The sequence below is a fragment of the Aquabacterium sp. genome, assembly GCF_029946005.1.
Lineage (GTDB): Bacteria > Pseudomonadota > Gammaproteobacteria > Burkholderiales > Burkholderiaceae_C > Aquabacterium.
This window is the reverse complement of the sequence record NZ_JAQSDR010000027.1, coordinates 139,791-154,250: the sequence shown is the minus strand read 5'-3', so window position 1 is coordinate 154,250 and position 14,460 is coordinate 139,791. Positions and strand designations below refer to the sequence as shown.

General features: G+C 62.2%; 18 protein-coding genes and 1 tRNA gene. 7 read left to right on the top strand and 12 right to left on the bottom strand.

The features are described 5' to 3' along the window. Window positions 1-128 precede the first annotated feature (128 nt). Window positions 129-692, top strand: a complete 564-nt coding sequence (locus PSV38_RS13960) for a PEP-CTERM sorting domain-containing protein (protein ID WP_300548389.1) — start codon at window positions 129-131, stop codon at window positions 690-692. Window positions 693-778: 86 nt separating this feature from the next. Beyond that, entirely contained in the window at window positions 779-1,486 is a 708-nt protein-coding gene (gene serB / locus PSV38_RS13955; RefSeq protein ID WP_300548387.1) for a phosphoserine phosphatase SerB, read from the top strand. Here the strand turns inward: serB and PSV38_RS13950 are convergent. From PSV38_RS13950 to PSV38_RS13930, 5 genes are all read right to left on the bottom strand, one after another. Next, on the bottom strand, window positions 1,472-2,872 hold the full coding sequence (locus tag PSV38_RS13950) for an aminotransferase class I/II-fold pyridoxal phosphate-dependent enzyme (protein ID WP_300548385.1): 1,401 nt from the start codon (window positions 2,870-2,872) through the stop codon (window positions 1,472-1,474). The two genes, serB and PSV38_RS13950, sit on opposite strands and share 15 nt — an antisense overlap. 96 nt (window positions 2,873-2,968) lie before the next feature. Then, window positions 2,969-3,466 (bottom strand): ribonuclease E activity regulator RraA, encoded by a 498-nt coding sequence (gene rraA, locus PSV38_RS13945; RefSeq protein WP_300548384.1) that lies wholly within the window; start codon window positions 3,464-3,466, stop codon window positions 2,969-2,971. Between the two features lie 45 nt (window positions 3,467-3,511). Beyond that, a complete protein-coding gene (locus PSV38_RS13940; RefSeq protein ID WP_300548382.1) occupies window positions 3,512-4,603 on the bottom strand; it encodes a DUF748 domain-containing protein in 1,092 nt (363 codons plus the stop codon). A gap of 4 nt (window positions 4,604-4,607) precedes the next feature. Continuing rightward, window positions 4,608-5,615 carry an NAD(P)H-quinone oxidoreductase gene (locus tag PSV38_RS13935; protein WP_300548380.1) on the bottom strand — a complete coding sequence of 336 codons (1,008 nt, stop codon included), beginning with the start codon at window positions 5,613-5,615 and terminating at the stop codon, window positions 4,608-4,610. Window positions 5,616-5,621: 6 nt separating this feature from the next. Next, window positions 5,622-5,930, bottom strand: a complete 309-nt coding sequence (locus PSV38_RS13930) for a hypothetical protein (RefSeq protein WP_300548378.1) — start codon at window positions 5,928-5,930, stop codon at window positions 5,622-5,624. A gap of 201 nt (window positions 5,931-6,131) precedes the next feature. Between PSV38_RS13930 and PSV38_RS13925 the strand changes: the two genes are divergently transcribed. The 5 genes from PSV38_RS13925 to PSV38_RS13905 all read left to right on the top strand — a co-directional run bounded on the left by PSV38_RS13925 (window position 6,132) and on the right by PSV38_RS13905 (window position 9,425). Beyond that, window positions 6,132-6,485, top strand: a complete 354-nt coding sequence (locus PSV38_RS13925; RefSeq protein WP_300548377.1) for a hypothetical protein — start codon at window positions 6,132-6,134, stop codon at window positions 6,483-6,485. 143 nt (window positions 6,486-6,628) lie between these two features. After that, window positions 6,629-6,865 carry a hypothetical protein gene (locus PSV38_RS13920; protein ID WP_300548376.1) on the top strand — a complete coding sequence of 79 codons (237 nt, stop codon included), beginning with the start codon at window positions 6,629-6,631 and terminating at the stop codon, window positions 6,863-6,865. Window positions 6,866-6,941: 76 nt separating this feature from the next. Further along, on the top strand, window positions 6,942-7,487 hold the full coding sequence (locus PSV38_RS13915; protein ID WP_300548374.1) for a MarR family transcriptional regulator: 546 nt from the start codon (window positions 6,942-6,944) through the stop codon (window positions 7,485-7,487). Between the two features lie 62 nt (window positions 7,488-7,549). Further along, window positions 7,550-8,026, top strand: a complete 477-nt coding sequence (locus tag PSV38_RS13910) for a thiol-disulfide oxidoreductase DCC family protein (RefSeq protein WP_300548373.1) — start codon at window positions 7,550-7,552, stop codon at window positions 8,024-8,026. Window positions 8,027-8,036: 10 nt separating this feature from the next. Next, window positions 8,037-9,425: an SDR family oxidoreductase gene (locus PSV38_RS13905; protein WP_300548371.1), complete on the top strand. Its 1,389-nt coding sequence runs from the start codon at window positions 8,037-8,039 to the stop codon at window positions 9,423-9,425. On the opposite strand, the gene PSV38_RS13900 is transcribed toward PSV38_RS13905, so the two are convergent. The 7 genes from PSV38_RS13900 to PSV38_RS13870 form a co-directional block, all read right to left on the bottom strand. Next, a complete protein-coding gene (locus PSV38_RS13900) occupies window positions 9,343-10,116 on the bottom strand; it encodes an alpha/beta fold hydrolase (protein WP_300548370.1) in 774 nt (257 codons plus the stop codon). The two genes, PSV38_RS13905 and PSV38_RS13900, sit on opposite strands and share 83 nt — an antisense overlap. A gap of 117 nt (window positions 10,117-10,233) precedes the next feature. Further along, entirely contained in the window at window positions 10,234-10,710 is a 477-nt protein-coding gene (locus PSV38_RS13895; RefSeq protein ID WP_300548368.1) for a MarR family transcriptional regulator, read from the bottom strand. A 54-nt stretch (window positions 10,711-10,764) separates the two neighbouring features. Further along, window positions 10,765-10,854: transfer RNA gene (locus PSV38_RS13890), tRNA-Ser, on the bottom strand. 29 nt (window positions 10,855-10,883) lie between these two features. Then, window positions 10,884-12,002 (bottom strand): branched-chain amino acid ABC transporter substrate-binding protein, encoded by a 1,119-nt coding sequence (locus PSV38_RS13885; RefSeq protein WP_300548448.1) that lies wholly within the window; start codon window positions 12,000-12,002, stop codon window positions 10,884-10,886. Window positions 12,003-12,067: 65 nt separating this feature from the next. Next, window positions 12,068-12,469 carry a hypothetical protein gene (locus tag PSV38_RS13880; protein ID WP_300548367.1) on the bottom strand — a complete coding sequence of 134 codons (402 nt, stop codon included), beginning with the start codon at window positions 12,467-12,469 and terminating at the stop codon, window positions 12,068-12,070. Then, window positions 12,466-12,906 carry a DNA polymerase III subunit chi gene (locus PSV38_RS13875; protein ID WP_300548365.1) on the bottom strand — a complete coding sequence of 147 codons (441 nt, stop codon included), beginning with the start codon at window positions 12,904-12,906 and terminating at the stop codon, window positions 12,466-12,468. Before PSV38_RS13875 ends, PSV38_RS13880 begins: the two co-directional genes overlap by 4 nt. Window positions 12,907-12,925: 19 nt before the next feature. Continuing rightward, window positions 12,926-14,455 carry a leucyl aminopeptidase gene (locus PSV38_RS13870; protein ID WP_300548364.1) on the bottom strand — a complete coding sequence of 510 codons (1,530 nt, stop codon included), beginning with the start codon at window positions 14,453-14,455 and terminating at the stop codon, window positions 12,926-12,928. Window positions 14,456-14,460: the final 5 nt, after the last annotated feature.

Sequence of the window (14,460 nt, the reverse complement as noted above, 5' to 3'; positions counted from 1 at the left end):
ATCCCTCATCCCTAGTTTAAATACTGGTGTCGCATGCTTTGACTCGCTAAGATCAAAAAGTTGTACCTTGCTCAGGCGGAAGGTGTGGCCTGGGTTTGTCCGTTAGCTTCTTCAAACAGGAGGTGAATGTGAATCAACTGACCTTGTCCAAGCTGTTGCCAGCCGCGCTGCTCATGGGCAGCGCGCTGGTCTCCACCGCGCACGCTGTCACCAAGCCGGTGAACTTCAACGTGCTGAATGTGGCCGCCACGCTGCCCACGCCCTTCGCAGCCGGTGACAACCTTCGGCTCAACACCCTGGTGACCGATGAGGTTGGCCCGCTCAACCAGTCGATCACCTTCACCGTGGGCGCTGGCATTGGCAGCTTCACGGGCGAAGCCGCCTGGGAAATCTCCACCGCAGTCGGAACCGCCCCGCGCCTGATTGGCGTGAACCTGGATCTGTTCGACTCCAGCAACACGCTCGTCGCCAGCGACGCCTTTGCCGGAGTTTTGGGCGGCTTTGCCCACTCAACGCTGGCCGGTGCGATCGGGCCGGGGACGTACAAGCTCGTGGCCACCGGCACCGGCGTGCGCGATTCCTCGCTCGACGTGACCTTGAGCTTCGCAGCGGCGGTTCCCGAACCCCAGGCCTATCTGCTGATGCTGGCGGGATTGGGCGTGGCGGTCACCGTGGCACGACGTCGTCCATGACAATGAGGCAGTAGCCGATTTGACCCGGATGAGGTGCGGCAGACAGGCCTGATAATCCTGCCAGCCGCACCCCAACCGCCAAATCCATGAGCCTTGCCCCTGAACACGCCCCTGGCCTCGTCCTCCAACGCTTCACCCCACCGTTGAAGCTCAGCGCCTTCAAGGCCATCGCCTTTGACATGGACTCCACGCTGATCAGCATCGAGTGCATTGATGAGATCGCCGACGCCGTGGGCAAAAAAGCCGAAGTGGCCGCCATCACCGAGGCCGCGATGCGCGGCGAAATCACCGACTTCAAGGACAGCCTGACTCGTCGCGTTGCTTTGCTGAAAGGCGTGCCCGCCGAAGCCTTGCAAGAAGTCTATGACCAGCGCTTGAAAATCAACCCCGGTGCGCCTGAGTTGATCAATGCCGCCAAGGCAGCCGGGCTGCAAACGCTGCTGGTGTCTGGCGGTTTCACTTTCTTTGCCGACCGCGTCAAAGCGCGCCTGGGCATTCACGAAGCCCACTCCAACCTTCTCGAGATCGAAGGCGGCTTGCTCACTGGCCGCGTGCTGGGCGACATCGTGGATGGCGAAGCCAAGAAGCAGCACCTGCTGGCCCTGTGCGCCCGCCTGCAATGTGATCCCAAGCTGTCCATCGCCGTGGGCGATGGCGCCAATGACTTGCCGATGATGGGCGTGTCAGGGCTGAGCGTGGCTTACCACGCCAAGCCCAAGGTTCGCGAGCAGGCCATGATTGCCATCAACACGGGCGGCCTGGACCGCGTGCTGGAAGTGCTAACCCTGGCTTGAGGCAAACGGCGAGGCCTCAGGCGGCGGCGCTGCAGGCAGCACACCGTCGTTCTCCGAATGCAGCTTGACCAACATGGCGTCGGCTTCCTGCATGGCCAGCGAAAGCACGGACACAAAGGTCTCTATGTCGGCCGGTGAGTGGTCAGCCATGACCTGCAGCCTCAAGCGCGCAGCATCGCGCGGCACCGCCGGGTATTCCACCGCATTGGCAATGGCACCACCCGCCAGCAAGAACCTGGACACCATGCGGCATTGCGAAGTGCCGCCCATCAGCACCGGCACCACGGCGCTGGGCACCCCCATCACCGTGCACCCCAAGGTGCTCAGCTTGGCCCGCAATGCCAAGGTATTGGCATGCAATCGACGGCGACGCTCGGCGCCCTCTTCCGAGCGGACGATCTCCAGCGCCTTGAGCACCACCCGCGCCTGAACCGGTGACATCGCATTCGAAAACGTGTGCGGCCCGCAACCAAAGCGGATCGCCAGCTTCAGGCCCGGCTCATTGCTGGCCACAAAGCCCCCGTTGGACGCGAAGGTTTTGGAGAACGTCCCGACCACCACGTCGATTTTTCCCAACATCCCTTGCTCTTGGATGGCGCCCAGACCTTCGGGGCCCATGCTGCCCAGGTCGTGAGCCACATCAACCAGCAAGGTGGCCTGATAGCGGTGCGCCAATTCCTGATGCGCTTTCAGGTCGGGCACATCTGAGTCCATCGAGAACAGTGACTCGGTCACCACCAGGATCCCCGCGGACGGGTGGTTCTCGCGCACCGCCATCAATTGCCGCTCCAGCGCATGGACGGACAAATGGTCAAAGGTGTGGACATGGCGGGTGGCCCCACGCGCGCCTTCTTGAAGGCAAGCATGCGCCAGTCGATCGATCACCACATGATCGCGATCGCGCACCAAGGCGCGTATGCCGCCATAGCCCGCCGCCCAACCGGTCGGGAACAGCGAGCAGTCCTTCAGGTGCAGCCAGTCTGCCAGCTCGCATTCCAGTTGCACCGAGGCTTCGCTGTTGCCCATCAAGGCCGCACTGCCCCCCACGTGCACGCCCAACTGCTCAATGGCCTGCACGGCAGCTTCGCGGATCAAAGGATGGCTGGACAGCGACAGGTAGTCTTGACTGCCAAAGTTCACGCCTTCGGCCAAGGGGCGGCCCCGGCGATCCTTGGCTTGGGCCCAGGGCAACACCGCGCCCACGATTTGTTTGGAGAAGGTGTCCAGGCCGTATTCGTCGAGGATGTCCCAGCCCATGGGCAAGATGCTCAAGCGGCCCAGCAGAGACTCTGGTGCTACCGCCGTTTGACGGTTGGCGACCGTCTTGTCCATGAAGCTGATGTAGTCAGCCAGCGTTCCCTGCAATGCCAGATTCAGTTTGTCCATCCCCCTAATCTATTAGCATTTGCGGAAATTTATCACCATGCGGCATACCCTAGATGAGGGGTATCGAAAACGGATAACGCCTTGCATCCAGGTTCATCAAGCCTTGGCTTGGGGCATCACCACAATGCCATCTTCATCGGCATAGAGCCAATCACCGGGCCGCACCCACACGCCTTGAATCTGCACGGGCACATCAGCTTGGCCCTCCTTGCGCTTCTCGGTGGGCCACGGCATCAATGCCAACGCACGGATGCCCACGTCGCATTCAGCGAGTTCTGCCGAATCACGAACGCAACCATCAACGATCACGCCGACCCAACCGTTTTTGGCCGCCGCCTTGCCCAGGTTGCCGCCCACCAACGCGCGGCGCAGCGATGCACCGCCATCCACCACCAGCACGCGGCCCAGGCCGGGCGAATCAACCGCCGCCTTGACCAGGGTGTTGTCCTCGAAGCACTTGACCGTGCTGACGGGGCCGCTGAACTTCAGGCGCTTGCCATAGTCCTTGAACACGGGGGGCAAGACGCGGAAGGCGCCATCGGTGTCGTTCTTGTGGTCGTCGCAAAGGTCGCAGGTGGCAAAGTTCGTCGTCATGGCTTCTCCTTGGGTCAACAGCTCAGGTCAATGGAAACCCGATTGTCAACGACCAAACAGGCCTTTGATCACGCTGCCCACGCCTTCAACCATGCCAGTCAGGCTGACGCCCAATGATTCGGCCAAACCTGCAGCAACCCGCACGGCCAGCTGCTCGTTGAGCGAGAAGCGCGGGTCGTCCAGCCGACCATCCAGCGAAAATTTCAATTCGATGCGGCCCTGCTCGCTCATGGCGGCAATGACCGCTCGGCGAGGCACCCCCGCAAAAGTGCTGAACAAGCCGCCGCCGCTGTTCAGCTCCAAGCCTGTCAAGGTGATGACTCCGGGCGCACGCAAATGGTTACTCACCACCTGGGCATCAAAGCTCAGGTCCAAGGTGCCGGCGCGCACGCCCCCTTCGTTCAGCTTCACCAGGTAAGGCTGCAAGGCGATCAAATCGACCCCGGCCAACTGCCCTTTGAGGTGAGCATCGTGCGTGGCCGGCGTGAACTCGCCTGCCACCTTGATGCGGCCATCGCGCTGCGGACCTTTGACCACGCCTTGCAGGTCAATGTGCATGGCCTGGTCCAAGGCAGGCACCGACAAGTGGGCCAACTCAATGGCCAGTTGGTCAATGCGGACCAGGTGAGCCGGTTGCCTGACACTGGCGTCATAGAAGGCCACCTGAGCGCCCGCCATGGACACTTGGCCAATGTCAATCTGAGGTGCAGGCCCCTCTTTGCCAGGATGGTCGGTGGGCGGCTGTGCGCTGGGTGAGCCCGCATGCTCGAACAAGGCCGGAAGCACCCGCAGCTTGCCATCGGCCGTGCGCAACACAGACAGGTAGGCGCCCTCCACGCTCACGCTGCGCACTCGCCAGGCATTGCCAAACAAGCTGAACATGTCGGGCACCACGGTGACCTTGCTGGCGCGCATTTCATCCTCGGCCGGCCAGCCTTTGCCGCTGGCCCGAACACGCAGGTTTTGCAACTCCACACTGGCCCAGCCAACCCTCAGAGCCCCAACGGTGGCACCGGGGCCCAGCGCTTTCTCAATGTTGGCATGCAGGCGGTGCACGGTGAGCTGGAACGCCACCAGCCCGAGCAATGCGACCCCGGCCAGCATCACGCCAGCCTTTGTCCAGAATCCATGTTTCATGCGTTCACGCAGAGCCGACTTGCAGCACGATTTTGCCGATGTGGTCGCTGCTTTCCATCAAGCGGTGCGCGTCTGCAGCCTTCGCCAAGGGGAACACGGCATGAACAAGCGGCGCGCAGCGACCCGCCTCCAGCACCGGCCAGACCTTGGCTTGCAGCTCGGCCGCGATCACTGCCTTTTCATCCGTTGTCCGTGGACGCATGGCCGATCCCGTGATGGTCAAGCGCCTGGCCATGATGTGCGCCAGGTTGAACTCCTTGACCGTCGTGCCGCCCAGAAAGGCCAGCAGCAGCAAGCGCCCATCCTTGGCCAAGGATGCCAGGTTACGGGAGAAATAGACGGCACCCATGATGTCGAGGATCACATCCACGCCCCGTCCCTGGGTGTGCTCCGCAATGACTTGTTGAAAGTCTTGTTCACGGTGGTTGATGACCAACTCGGCCCCCAACTTCAGACAAGCCTCGCGCTTCGACTCGCTCCCCACCGTCACAAAAGGGTGCGCACCAAATTCGCGGGCCAACTGCGTCGCCGTGGTGCCAATGCCGCTCCCGCCGCCGTGCAACAACACAGTCTCCCCCGCCTTCAAATGCCCCATTTGGAACAAATTGGCCCAAACGGTGAAAAAGGCCTCTGGCAGGGCCGCCGCCCGGATGGCGTCATAGCCTTTGGGCCAGGGCAATGCCTGCGTGGCGGGCACCCTGACGTGCGTGGCATAGCCCCCGCCATTGGTCAAGGCGCACACCTTGTCGCCCACCTTGAAACCTGTGTGGGCGCTCCCCACGGCCAGCACCTCACCCGCCACCTCCAGTCCCAGGTGTTGGTTGGCGCCAGCCGGCACCGGGTAGTGCCCACTGCGCTGCAGGACGTCGGGCCGGTTGACTCCTGCCGCCTCGACATGGATGAGCAACTCGCCGGGGCTCGGCTCCGGCACCCGGGCCGTGGCCATGTGCAGCACATCTGGCCCGCCGGGCGCAGAAAAGGCAATGTGGTTCATCTGACTCGGGATGGGCATGGCGATCTACCTGCGAAGGTCTGGCTCATTTTTCAGTAGGAATTGCGCGGTCAACAACAACCACTCAAGCGCCCGCTCCAGCAAAGACCTGGCGGCAGGCTTGACGAACTGAGTTTGCATCGTTTCCATGGTTGAACCTTTGGACATGAGGGATGACAGTATTTTTTGATGGCAATGCGCATGCCAGGCACCCCCTTCAGCGGGAGTGTCAAATCCAATGGCCATCGATAAGATAGCCACACTTTCAAGCTCGGGGCTGGTGGTGAGGACTTCCAACGCCGCCGCAGTCATCCATCTGTTGAAGCTCTTCGTCATCGCGGTCGCCGCGGGCCAGGCAGTCTTCAAGCAAGGCATGAACTCAGGCGGTCGACGTCACTGCGGCCCCCAGCGCGAGGGCTGATCCCGCAAAGCCATTTGTAGGAGACGCCCCACAAAGAAATGGTGTCCCAGCCGACTGGTTTGGCATGGCGCCCCACCCACTATCTTGAAACTCACCAAGACAGCCAGCAGCGCGACATGAAGCCTCACAAACCGGCGTCCCAAAGCACAGGCATGCTGGCCTACCTGGCAGGCATCCGCCGCGCCATCTTTCACCATCAAGACCAGGCCTTGCTGCAGGCTGGCGACCAGTATTGGGCCGTCATGCACATAGACACCAACGGCGTTTTGCAGAACACCACGGTGCGTGTCATCTCGGTTCATCCCGGTTTGCGCAGTGTCACTGTGCGTCGGGAGGCCGATGAGCAAGACATCATCTTGCGCATCAGCCGGATCGTGGAGGCCATCGACATTCGCAGCGGCCGCCGGGTTGACTTGGCGAAATGGCTGGACAACCACCCCGCGCTTGGCCAGAACGAATCAGGCATTTAGGCCCGATGTGTCAGTTCTATCCGACACTTTGTTTGACTGTGATCTGACAACAAGCGACAAGGGCAAGGTCTACATTGAAATTGTGTTGGACCCATCTTTGACAGCCCCCGGATGAATGTGTCCCAAGCTGTGGAAAGGAAACCATGAATGCCTTGCGCAAAGCCCCAACCGCGCCATTGACCCACCTGACTGCCGTGCACCTGCTCGGCCGCATCCTGGAGCGTCTGGACCGCACCAACGGCCCGGCATGCCCTACCCGGTATCAAGCCGCGATGCAGCACCTCAGCAAAGCCCTTGACCGCGTTGAGCAAACCTTCATCGTGCGGCAGGTTCTTGAGGCGAACCCGGCGCCAGTGAGAAGCGCCTTGATGAACAAGTAATGGATTTTTGCCGACTGCGCCCGGATAGGTTATTTCTGCATTGACAGAAATTAAAGAAGTATCCGACAATGCAGCCATGAACCTGTCACCCACCCTTTCTCGATTCGTCCTGCATTGGGGCGAAATGGGCACCCGCTGGGGCGTGAACCGCACGGTCTCGCAAATCCACGCGCTGCTCTACATCAGCGGCCGCCCATTGCATGCCGAAGAGATCGTGGACACCTTGGGTGTGGCCCGGTCCAACGTCAGCAACAGCCTTCGCGAGTTGCAAAGCTGGAAGTTGGCTCGGCTGGTGCACGTGCCCGGTGACCGACGCGATCACTTCGAAACCTCCACCGACATCTGGGAACTGTTCCGCACCATCGTGCGCGAGCGTGAAGAGCGCGAACTCGCCCCCACCATGGCCGTGCTGCGCGACATCCTCGCTGACCCGGCCTTGAGCAAGGAGTCGGCCGAGGTTCGCTTGCGCATCCGCGCCACCCTCGAGTTCCTGGAAATCCTGACCGCCTGGAGCGACGAAATGCTGCGCCTGGATGTGGCCACCCTGACCAAAGTGCTCAAACTGGGTGCCCGCATCAAGAAACTGCTGGGCCGCGAATCCGAAACCAAAACCAAACCCTGACATTTTTTTGACTGATTATTTCTCTATAGACAGAAATTAAAGACAACTGACCGGAGATTGCCATGGCCACCACCAGCGTTTACCCACTCACCCTGCTGTACGACGCTTCCTGCCCCGTCTGCCGCCTGGAAATGGACGAGCTGCGCCACCGAAGCGTGGCAGGTCAGCTGCTCTTCGTGAACATCAGTGCACCCGACTTCAACCTGGCCGACCATTGGCCCGCTTCGTCAGGCGCGCATCCGCCCACCATGCTGGACATGAACGCGGCCTTGCATGGCATCGGCGCTGATGGCGAGGTCTACACGGGTGTAGAGACCATCCGCCTGGCCTACGCCGCGGTTGGCCTTGGCTGGCTGTGGGCCCCCACCCGCTGGCCTGTGCTTCGGCCCATCACCGACATGGGCTACCGCTGGTTTGCGCGCCACCGCTATGGCATCTCTGAGCGCCTGGCGCCATTGGTCAACGTGATCGCACAGCGACGCGCACAGGCCCGTCAAAGACGAATGCAGCGCTGCCATGACGACCATTGCGAGATGTGAGAGCACCATCATGAGCAGAAGAATCTTGATCCTAGGCGCATCGGGTTGCATTGGCGGGGCGATCGCGTCAACCCTGCGGGCGCATGGCCACACCGTGGTCGAAGGCCGCCGAACCGCTGCAGCGGGCAGCGACTACGTGCACTGCGACTTCGCCGAAGACGTCAGCCCTCAAGCCTGGGCCGAGCGCCTGACACTGGCTGGCGGCTTTGACGTGGTGATCAACGCGGTCGGCATCCTGATGCAGGACTCGCGCAACCGCTTCGAGCGCATCCACGCGCAAGGGCCAGCAGCCCTGTTCCGAGGGGCCGCCCTGGCTGGCGTGCAGCGCGTCATCCAGATCTCTGCGCTGGGCGTGGGTTCACAGCCGCACCACCTGCAAACACCTTACGCGCTGACCAAGCTGCAAGCCGACGAAGCCTTGCTGGGCCTGGTGCGCCAAGGCTTGCTGGACGGTGTAGTGGTGCGGCCCTCGCTGGTCTACGGCCCCGGTAGCCAAAGTGCCGCCTTGTTTCAGCAGCTGGCGCGCATGCCGGTCGTCGGCCTGCCTGGGCTGGGCCGCCAAAGGGTGCAACCCATCCATGTGCTGGAGCTGGCCGAGGCCGTGGCGCGCATGGCCGGGCACGCGTCGCCCATCGCTTCGGTCGACGGCGCCGTGCATGAACTGGCCGGCCCGCAGGTGCTCAGCTACCGCGACATGCTTCAACACTATCGGCGTGCGCAAGGGCTGGGCGAGCCGTTGTGGATGCCTGTGCCCATGCCCTTCATGCGCCTGGGCGCGCACATGGCCCAATGGTTTGACCAACAAGCCTTCAGCCCTGACACGCTGACCATGCTGGAACATGGCAACACCACCGCCGTCAACGCCGCACATGCCTGGCTGGGCCGCGAGCCCACCGCGATGGAACAGGCGCTGGTCTTGCCCACCTGGGTCGCGCTGCCGACCTGGATGCGCCATGGCCTGCAAGCCACGCTGGCCTTCATGTGGATCTACACGGCCCTGATCACCGTGGCTTGGCCACAGGCTTCGCATGTGCTGGATCTGCTGGCCCGCTGCGGCTTCAGTGGCGAGTGGGGTTGGCGCATGATGGCGCTGTCCTGCACGATCAACACGGCCATGGGCCTGACCTTGCTGCGCCGCCACCCAGGCGCCTGGACCTATGCCTTGCAGGCCGGGGCCATCGTGGGCTACACCGCCACGGCGGCGTGGAACATGCCCGAGTTGACCATCGACCACTGCGGCCCCTTGGTCAAGAACGTGCCCGTGCTGGCCTCGGTGATGCTGTTATGGCTGAGCGTGCCTGCCTTGAACCCTGCGGTTACACCGTGCCATCCAGGATCAAACGAGACACCCCATGCGGATCAACCCACATGGGCACATGCCCCCACTTGGCGGGCTTGAACCAACGGGTGCCAGGTGGCAGCTGATCGCGCTGCTGGGCGCTGCCGGTCAATAGCCAATCACGCTGGCCAAACGCGACCGTCAGCGGGCAGGTGATGGATTGCCCGCCTTCGAAGGCACCAGCGTTGGCCAGCGCGGCATCAAAGCCAGGCGCAAAGGCGAACTCAATGGCCGCGCGGGAGGCATCGCTCGCGGACATGCGGCGACTGCCAAAAGAAATGGGGATGGACAGCAGCAACTCACGCATCAGCCCCGACTTCATGAGCAGCTTCACCATGCCAGGCGACAACTTGGTGGACGCGCGCATGAAGCCAAAGAAGTGCTTGACCCAGGATGCCGGGTGCCCCTTCCACAAGCCTGCGGGCGAGATGGCCACCACCGAACGTGCCCGGCCTCGGCGAGCCACCTCCAGCGCCATCCAGCCCCCCATTGAGTTGCCGACCACGTCAACGGGCTCGTGGATGCCCATGGCGTCCAGGGTGTCCAGCAGAGACCGAACCAGGTTGGGCACGCTGGGTGGCACACCCGGTGGCAGCATCGGCGTCTTGCCAAAACCTGCTGTGTCGAAGGCCAGCACGCGGCGATCCTTGGCCAGCAAGTCCATCACCGGCGACCAGGCAAAGCCAGACATGCCGATGCCGTGCAGCAGCACCAGCGGGCGCCCCTGCCCTTTCTCTTCACAGTGCCACATTGGGGGCATCCTTTACTGCGTTCGAGTGACTCGGATGTGACTACTCAGCCGAGTTGAATAGTTCTTCATCATAACAATCAATGCGCATGCGCTTATTGCGGTGAAGGGGCCTTTTGATCAGGGACAGGCCAGCTTGTCGAGCAGAGTCAACAACTGCTGGCGCTCTTCCACCGTCAAGCGGTGAGCGGCCCGTTGGTCTTGCTTGAGCACCGCCTGCTCAATCTGACGCAGATCCTTTTTACCCAAGGCCGTCAGGGCCAGGCCATAGGCACGGCGGTCGCCCGGCACCGCCAGGCGATCGACGTAGCCCATCTCGGACAAGGTATCGATCAGTGCCACCACGCCCGAGCGGGCAATGCCCAGCACTTGCGCCAGCTCGGTCAACTTCAGGCCCTTGTTGCGGCTGATGATCACCAGGGCGGAGAAGCGCGGGGGGGTGATGTTCCAGGCATCCAGCGCGGGCAGGAAATCGTTGTAGATCGCGATCTGCGCGCGGCGCACGCCATATCCGACCAGTGAATCGAGCATGCCGTAATCAATGCCGGGCACATGCGGGTTGAAGGAGCCTTCAGAAGAGGGAATCTGACGCGTCATAGGACCTTCCAAGCAAAGCAAAACGGGCCCGAAGGCCCGTTTTCATTAGTGTCTTGGCGGAGAGGGCGGGATTCGAACCCGCGGTAGGGATAAACCTACACACGCTTTCCAGGCGTGCGACTTAAACCACTCATCCACCTCTCCGAAGCCCGCAATTATAGCAAGGCTTTCGCTCAGTTCAGCTCCACCTTCTTGCCATCTTTGTAGGCGAACAGCGTCATGGACGGGGTTTTGCGCTCGCCATTGGGCTCAAATTGCACGCGGGCCGTGATGCCGGTGTAGTCGGTGGCGGCCAGCTTGGGCGCATACACTTTGGGATCAACCGAGCCCGCGCGCTTCATCGCGTCTACCAGCAACATCGTCGCGTCGTAGGTGTACGGTGAATAAACCTGATATTGCTTGGGGAACTTGGCATCGTATTTGGCACGCCAAGCCTTGCCGCCAGGCAACTTGTCCAGCGAGGCTGCGCCCACGGCGCACACCACGTTGCCCAAGGTCTTCGCGCCGCTGGACAGCTCGATCAGCTTGTCGGTGCAAATGCCATCGCCGCCAAACAGGTAAGCCTTGGTCAAGCCCAGTTGCTGCATCTGGCGCAACATGGGGCCGGCTTGAGGGTCCATGCCGCCAAAGAAAATGCCATCGGGCTTCTTGCTTTTGATCGAGGTCAGGATGGACATGAAATCCACCGCCTTGTCGTTGGTGTACTGCTCGCTCACCACTTCCAGGCCCAGCTCCTTGGCCCGAAGGCGGAACACCCCGGCCACACCCTGTCCGTAGGCCGTGCGGTCATCAATGATGGCCACCTTCTTGAGCTTCAAGGTCTTGGCCGCGTATTGCGCCAAACCGGCGCCCAGGGCATTGTCATTGGCCAGCAAGCGATACACATTCTTGTAGCCCAGGGTGGTCAGGTCTGGATTGGTAGCCGAGGGCGTGACCATGGGCAAGCCGCATTGGCTGTAGATCTTGGCCGCCGGGATCGTGGTGCCGGAATTCAAATGCCCCACCACGCCATTGACCTTGGCGTCGCACAGTTTCTGGGCTGCGGCTGTGCCTTGCTTGGGGTCGGCCGCATCGTCTTCAGCCACAAGCTCGAACTTCACCTTCTTGCCTCCGATCTCGACGCCCTGGGCATTGAGTTCCTCGATGGCCATGCGGGCACCGTTTTCATTGTCTCGGCCGTAGTGGGCCTGCGCACCCGACACCGGGGCCACGTGACCAATGCGAACCATGGTCTGGGCTTGCGCGGCAGTGACCATGCACAGCGAGGACAACATCGCAGCGGCCGCGGCCATCGGGAACAAAGCAAAGCGTTGGGTCATATCCACCTCAATCATTGAATGGCGTTACAGATAAAGAATCAGCGGTTGTTGCGCAGCTTGGCCACTTCCTGGGCCACGGCGCGCGTCACCACATCGCGCATGGTTCGGGACAGTTCATCGCGCAGGTCTTGCATCAGGGTTTCGGTGAACTGGGCCAGCAAGGGCTGCATGGATTCACGCAAGCGGAACTCCAGCATCGAGTCGATCTGTCGCTGCACATCGGTCAGGATGCGTTGAGACAACTGGGCTTCAGACACCTCAGGCTCAATGACCTCGACCGGCATGGCTGGAACGACATGCGGAATCGAGGCCAAGGGCACCATGGACGTTGATGAAGCGACCTCGAACGTCGGCAAGAGCTGACCGCCCTCGGGATCAAGTTCGATGACCTCGGTGAGCGTGGGCACATTGGCAGGATGGGGCCGGGTGGGGAAATTCATTCCTTCACCTCATGCGGCTGAATCTGCAGGCCCAGGGCCTCGTATTGCTTCCAGCGCTGGCGGCCAAGCTGGCGGTCGTGCGGCTCCAGGGACACGATCTCGAACAAGCGCTCAAAACGCTCGGGTTGATCGGGCATGTCTGGGCCCAGGTTGACCAGGATGCTGCGCTGGCCGGGCGCCTGCGTGTTCACACCATGCGGCGCCAGCCACACCGGCGTGTCGTGCAAACGCGCGGGCATGTCTTGCCCAGGCATGGCCAGCACATGCGGCAAAAACTCTTGCTCGTCAAACACCCAAAGCTGGCGGTCAAGGGCCTTGAGCGTGTTGGCATCGCCTGTGACCAACACACCCGCACCGCTTTTGTAGGCCTTGCGCAGCAGCCGACAAGCGTAAGACAGCTTGTCGGTCATGCCATGGTGAAACTCAACGGTGTTCATCAATCAGCCATCAGGGTCATCAAGCGGCTTTGCCCGCCACCTTGGTGGTTTTCTTGGCAGCCAAAGGCGCTCGCGGCTTGAGGGCACCCTCACCTGCTTGCGACAACACGAATTGGGTCAGCAAACCGACGGGGCGGCCCGTGCCACCCTTGGCCCCGCCCGACTTCCAGGCCGAGCCGGCGATGTCGAGGTGGGCCCAGCGGTAGGCCTTGGTGAACTTGCTCAGGAACACGGCGGCCGTGATGGCACCGCCTTCGCGGCCACCCACATTGCCCAGGTCGGCAAAGTTGCTTTTGAGCGAGTCGCCATACTCATCGTCCAGCGGCAAGCGCCAGGCGGTGTCCTGGGCCTGTTGGCCCGCTGACAGCAGCAACTGGGCCAGTTCTTCATCGGCGCTGAACAGGCCGCTGTGGATGTGTCCCAGGGCCACCACGCAGGCGCCCGTCAAGGTGGCGATGTCGACCACGACTGCGGGCTTGAAGCGCTCGGCATAGGTCAAGGCGTCGCACAGGATCAGGCGGCCTTCGGCATCGGTGTTGAGCACCTCGATGGTCTGGCCAGACATGCTGGTGACCACATCACCCGGCCGGGTGGCGGTGCCGCTGGGCATGTTCTCGCACGTAGGGATCAGGCCAATCAGGTTGACCTTGGGCTTGAGTTCGGCCACGGCGCGGAAGGTGCCGAGCACGCTGGCGGCACCGCCCATGTCGAACTTCATCTCGTCCATGCCCGCGCCGGGCTTGATCGAAATGCCGCCAGAGTCAAAAGTGATGCCCTTGCCCACCAGCACGATGGGCGCCTGCGACTTGGCCGCACCTTCGTAGCGCAGGATGATGAATTTGGGCGGCTCGTCGGACCCATTGGCCACCGACAGGAAGGAACCCATGCCCAATTTTTGCAAAGCGGGGCGATCCAGGACCTGCACCTTGAGGTGCTTGAACTCCTTGCCCAGGCGCTTGGCCTCGGAAGCCAGGTAGCTGGGCGTGCAGTAGTTGCCAGGGCGGTTGCCGCACTCACGCGCCAGGGTCACGCCCTCGGCCACGGCCTCACCTTGGGTCAAACCAGCCTTCAAGGCGGCCGATCCCGAGGTCGAACCCAGCAAGGTCACTTTGTTCAAGCCAGAGGCCTTGGGGGCGCTGGGCTTGGTGTGGCGGTAGACATAAGTGGCATCAGCCACCGCCAGCACCAGGCTTTGCGCATGTCCGGCTTCCAGGAGCCAACCCGCGCCCACCGCGACGGCCAGGTGAGCCACGCCACGGTCCTTGACCTCGGCCACGCCCTTGCCCACGGCCGCCTTGAAGGCCTTGCCGGATGCATCAGCCGCCGCCACCAGCACCAGGCGCGCCGCCTTGACGCCGACAGGCCGGTGCACATAAAGCACCTTGCCCGCCTTGAGTGCCCAATCGTTGCCTTTGAGGGCTTGCTCCGCCAGGGCATCCAGGGCCGGATCACCCGTGGTAGCGTGGTCGCCGGTCAGGATCACCAACAAGGCGTCGGCGTTGATTTGGGACAAGGCGGGCCCTTGGGCCACGGTGTAGCGATAGTCCATGCGGT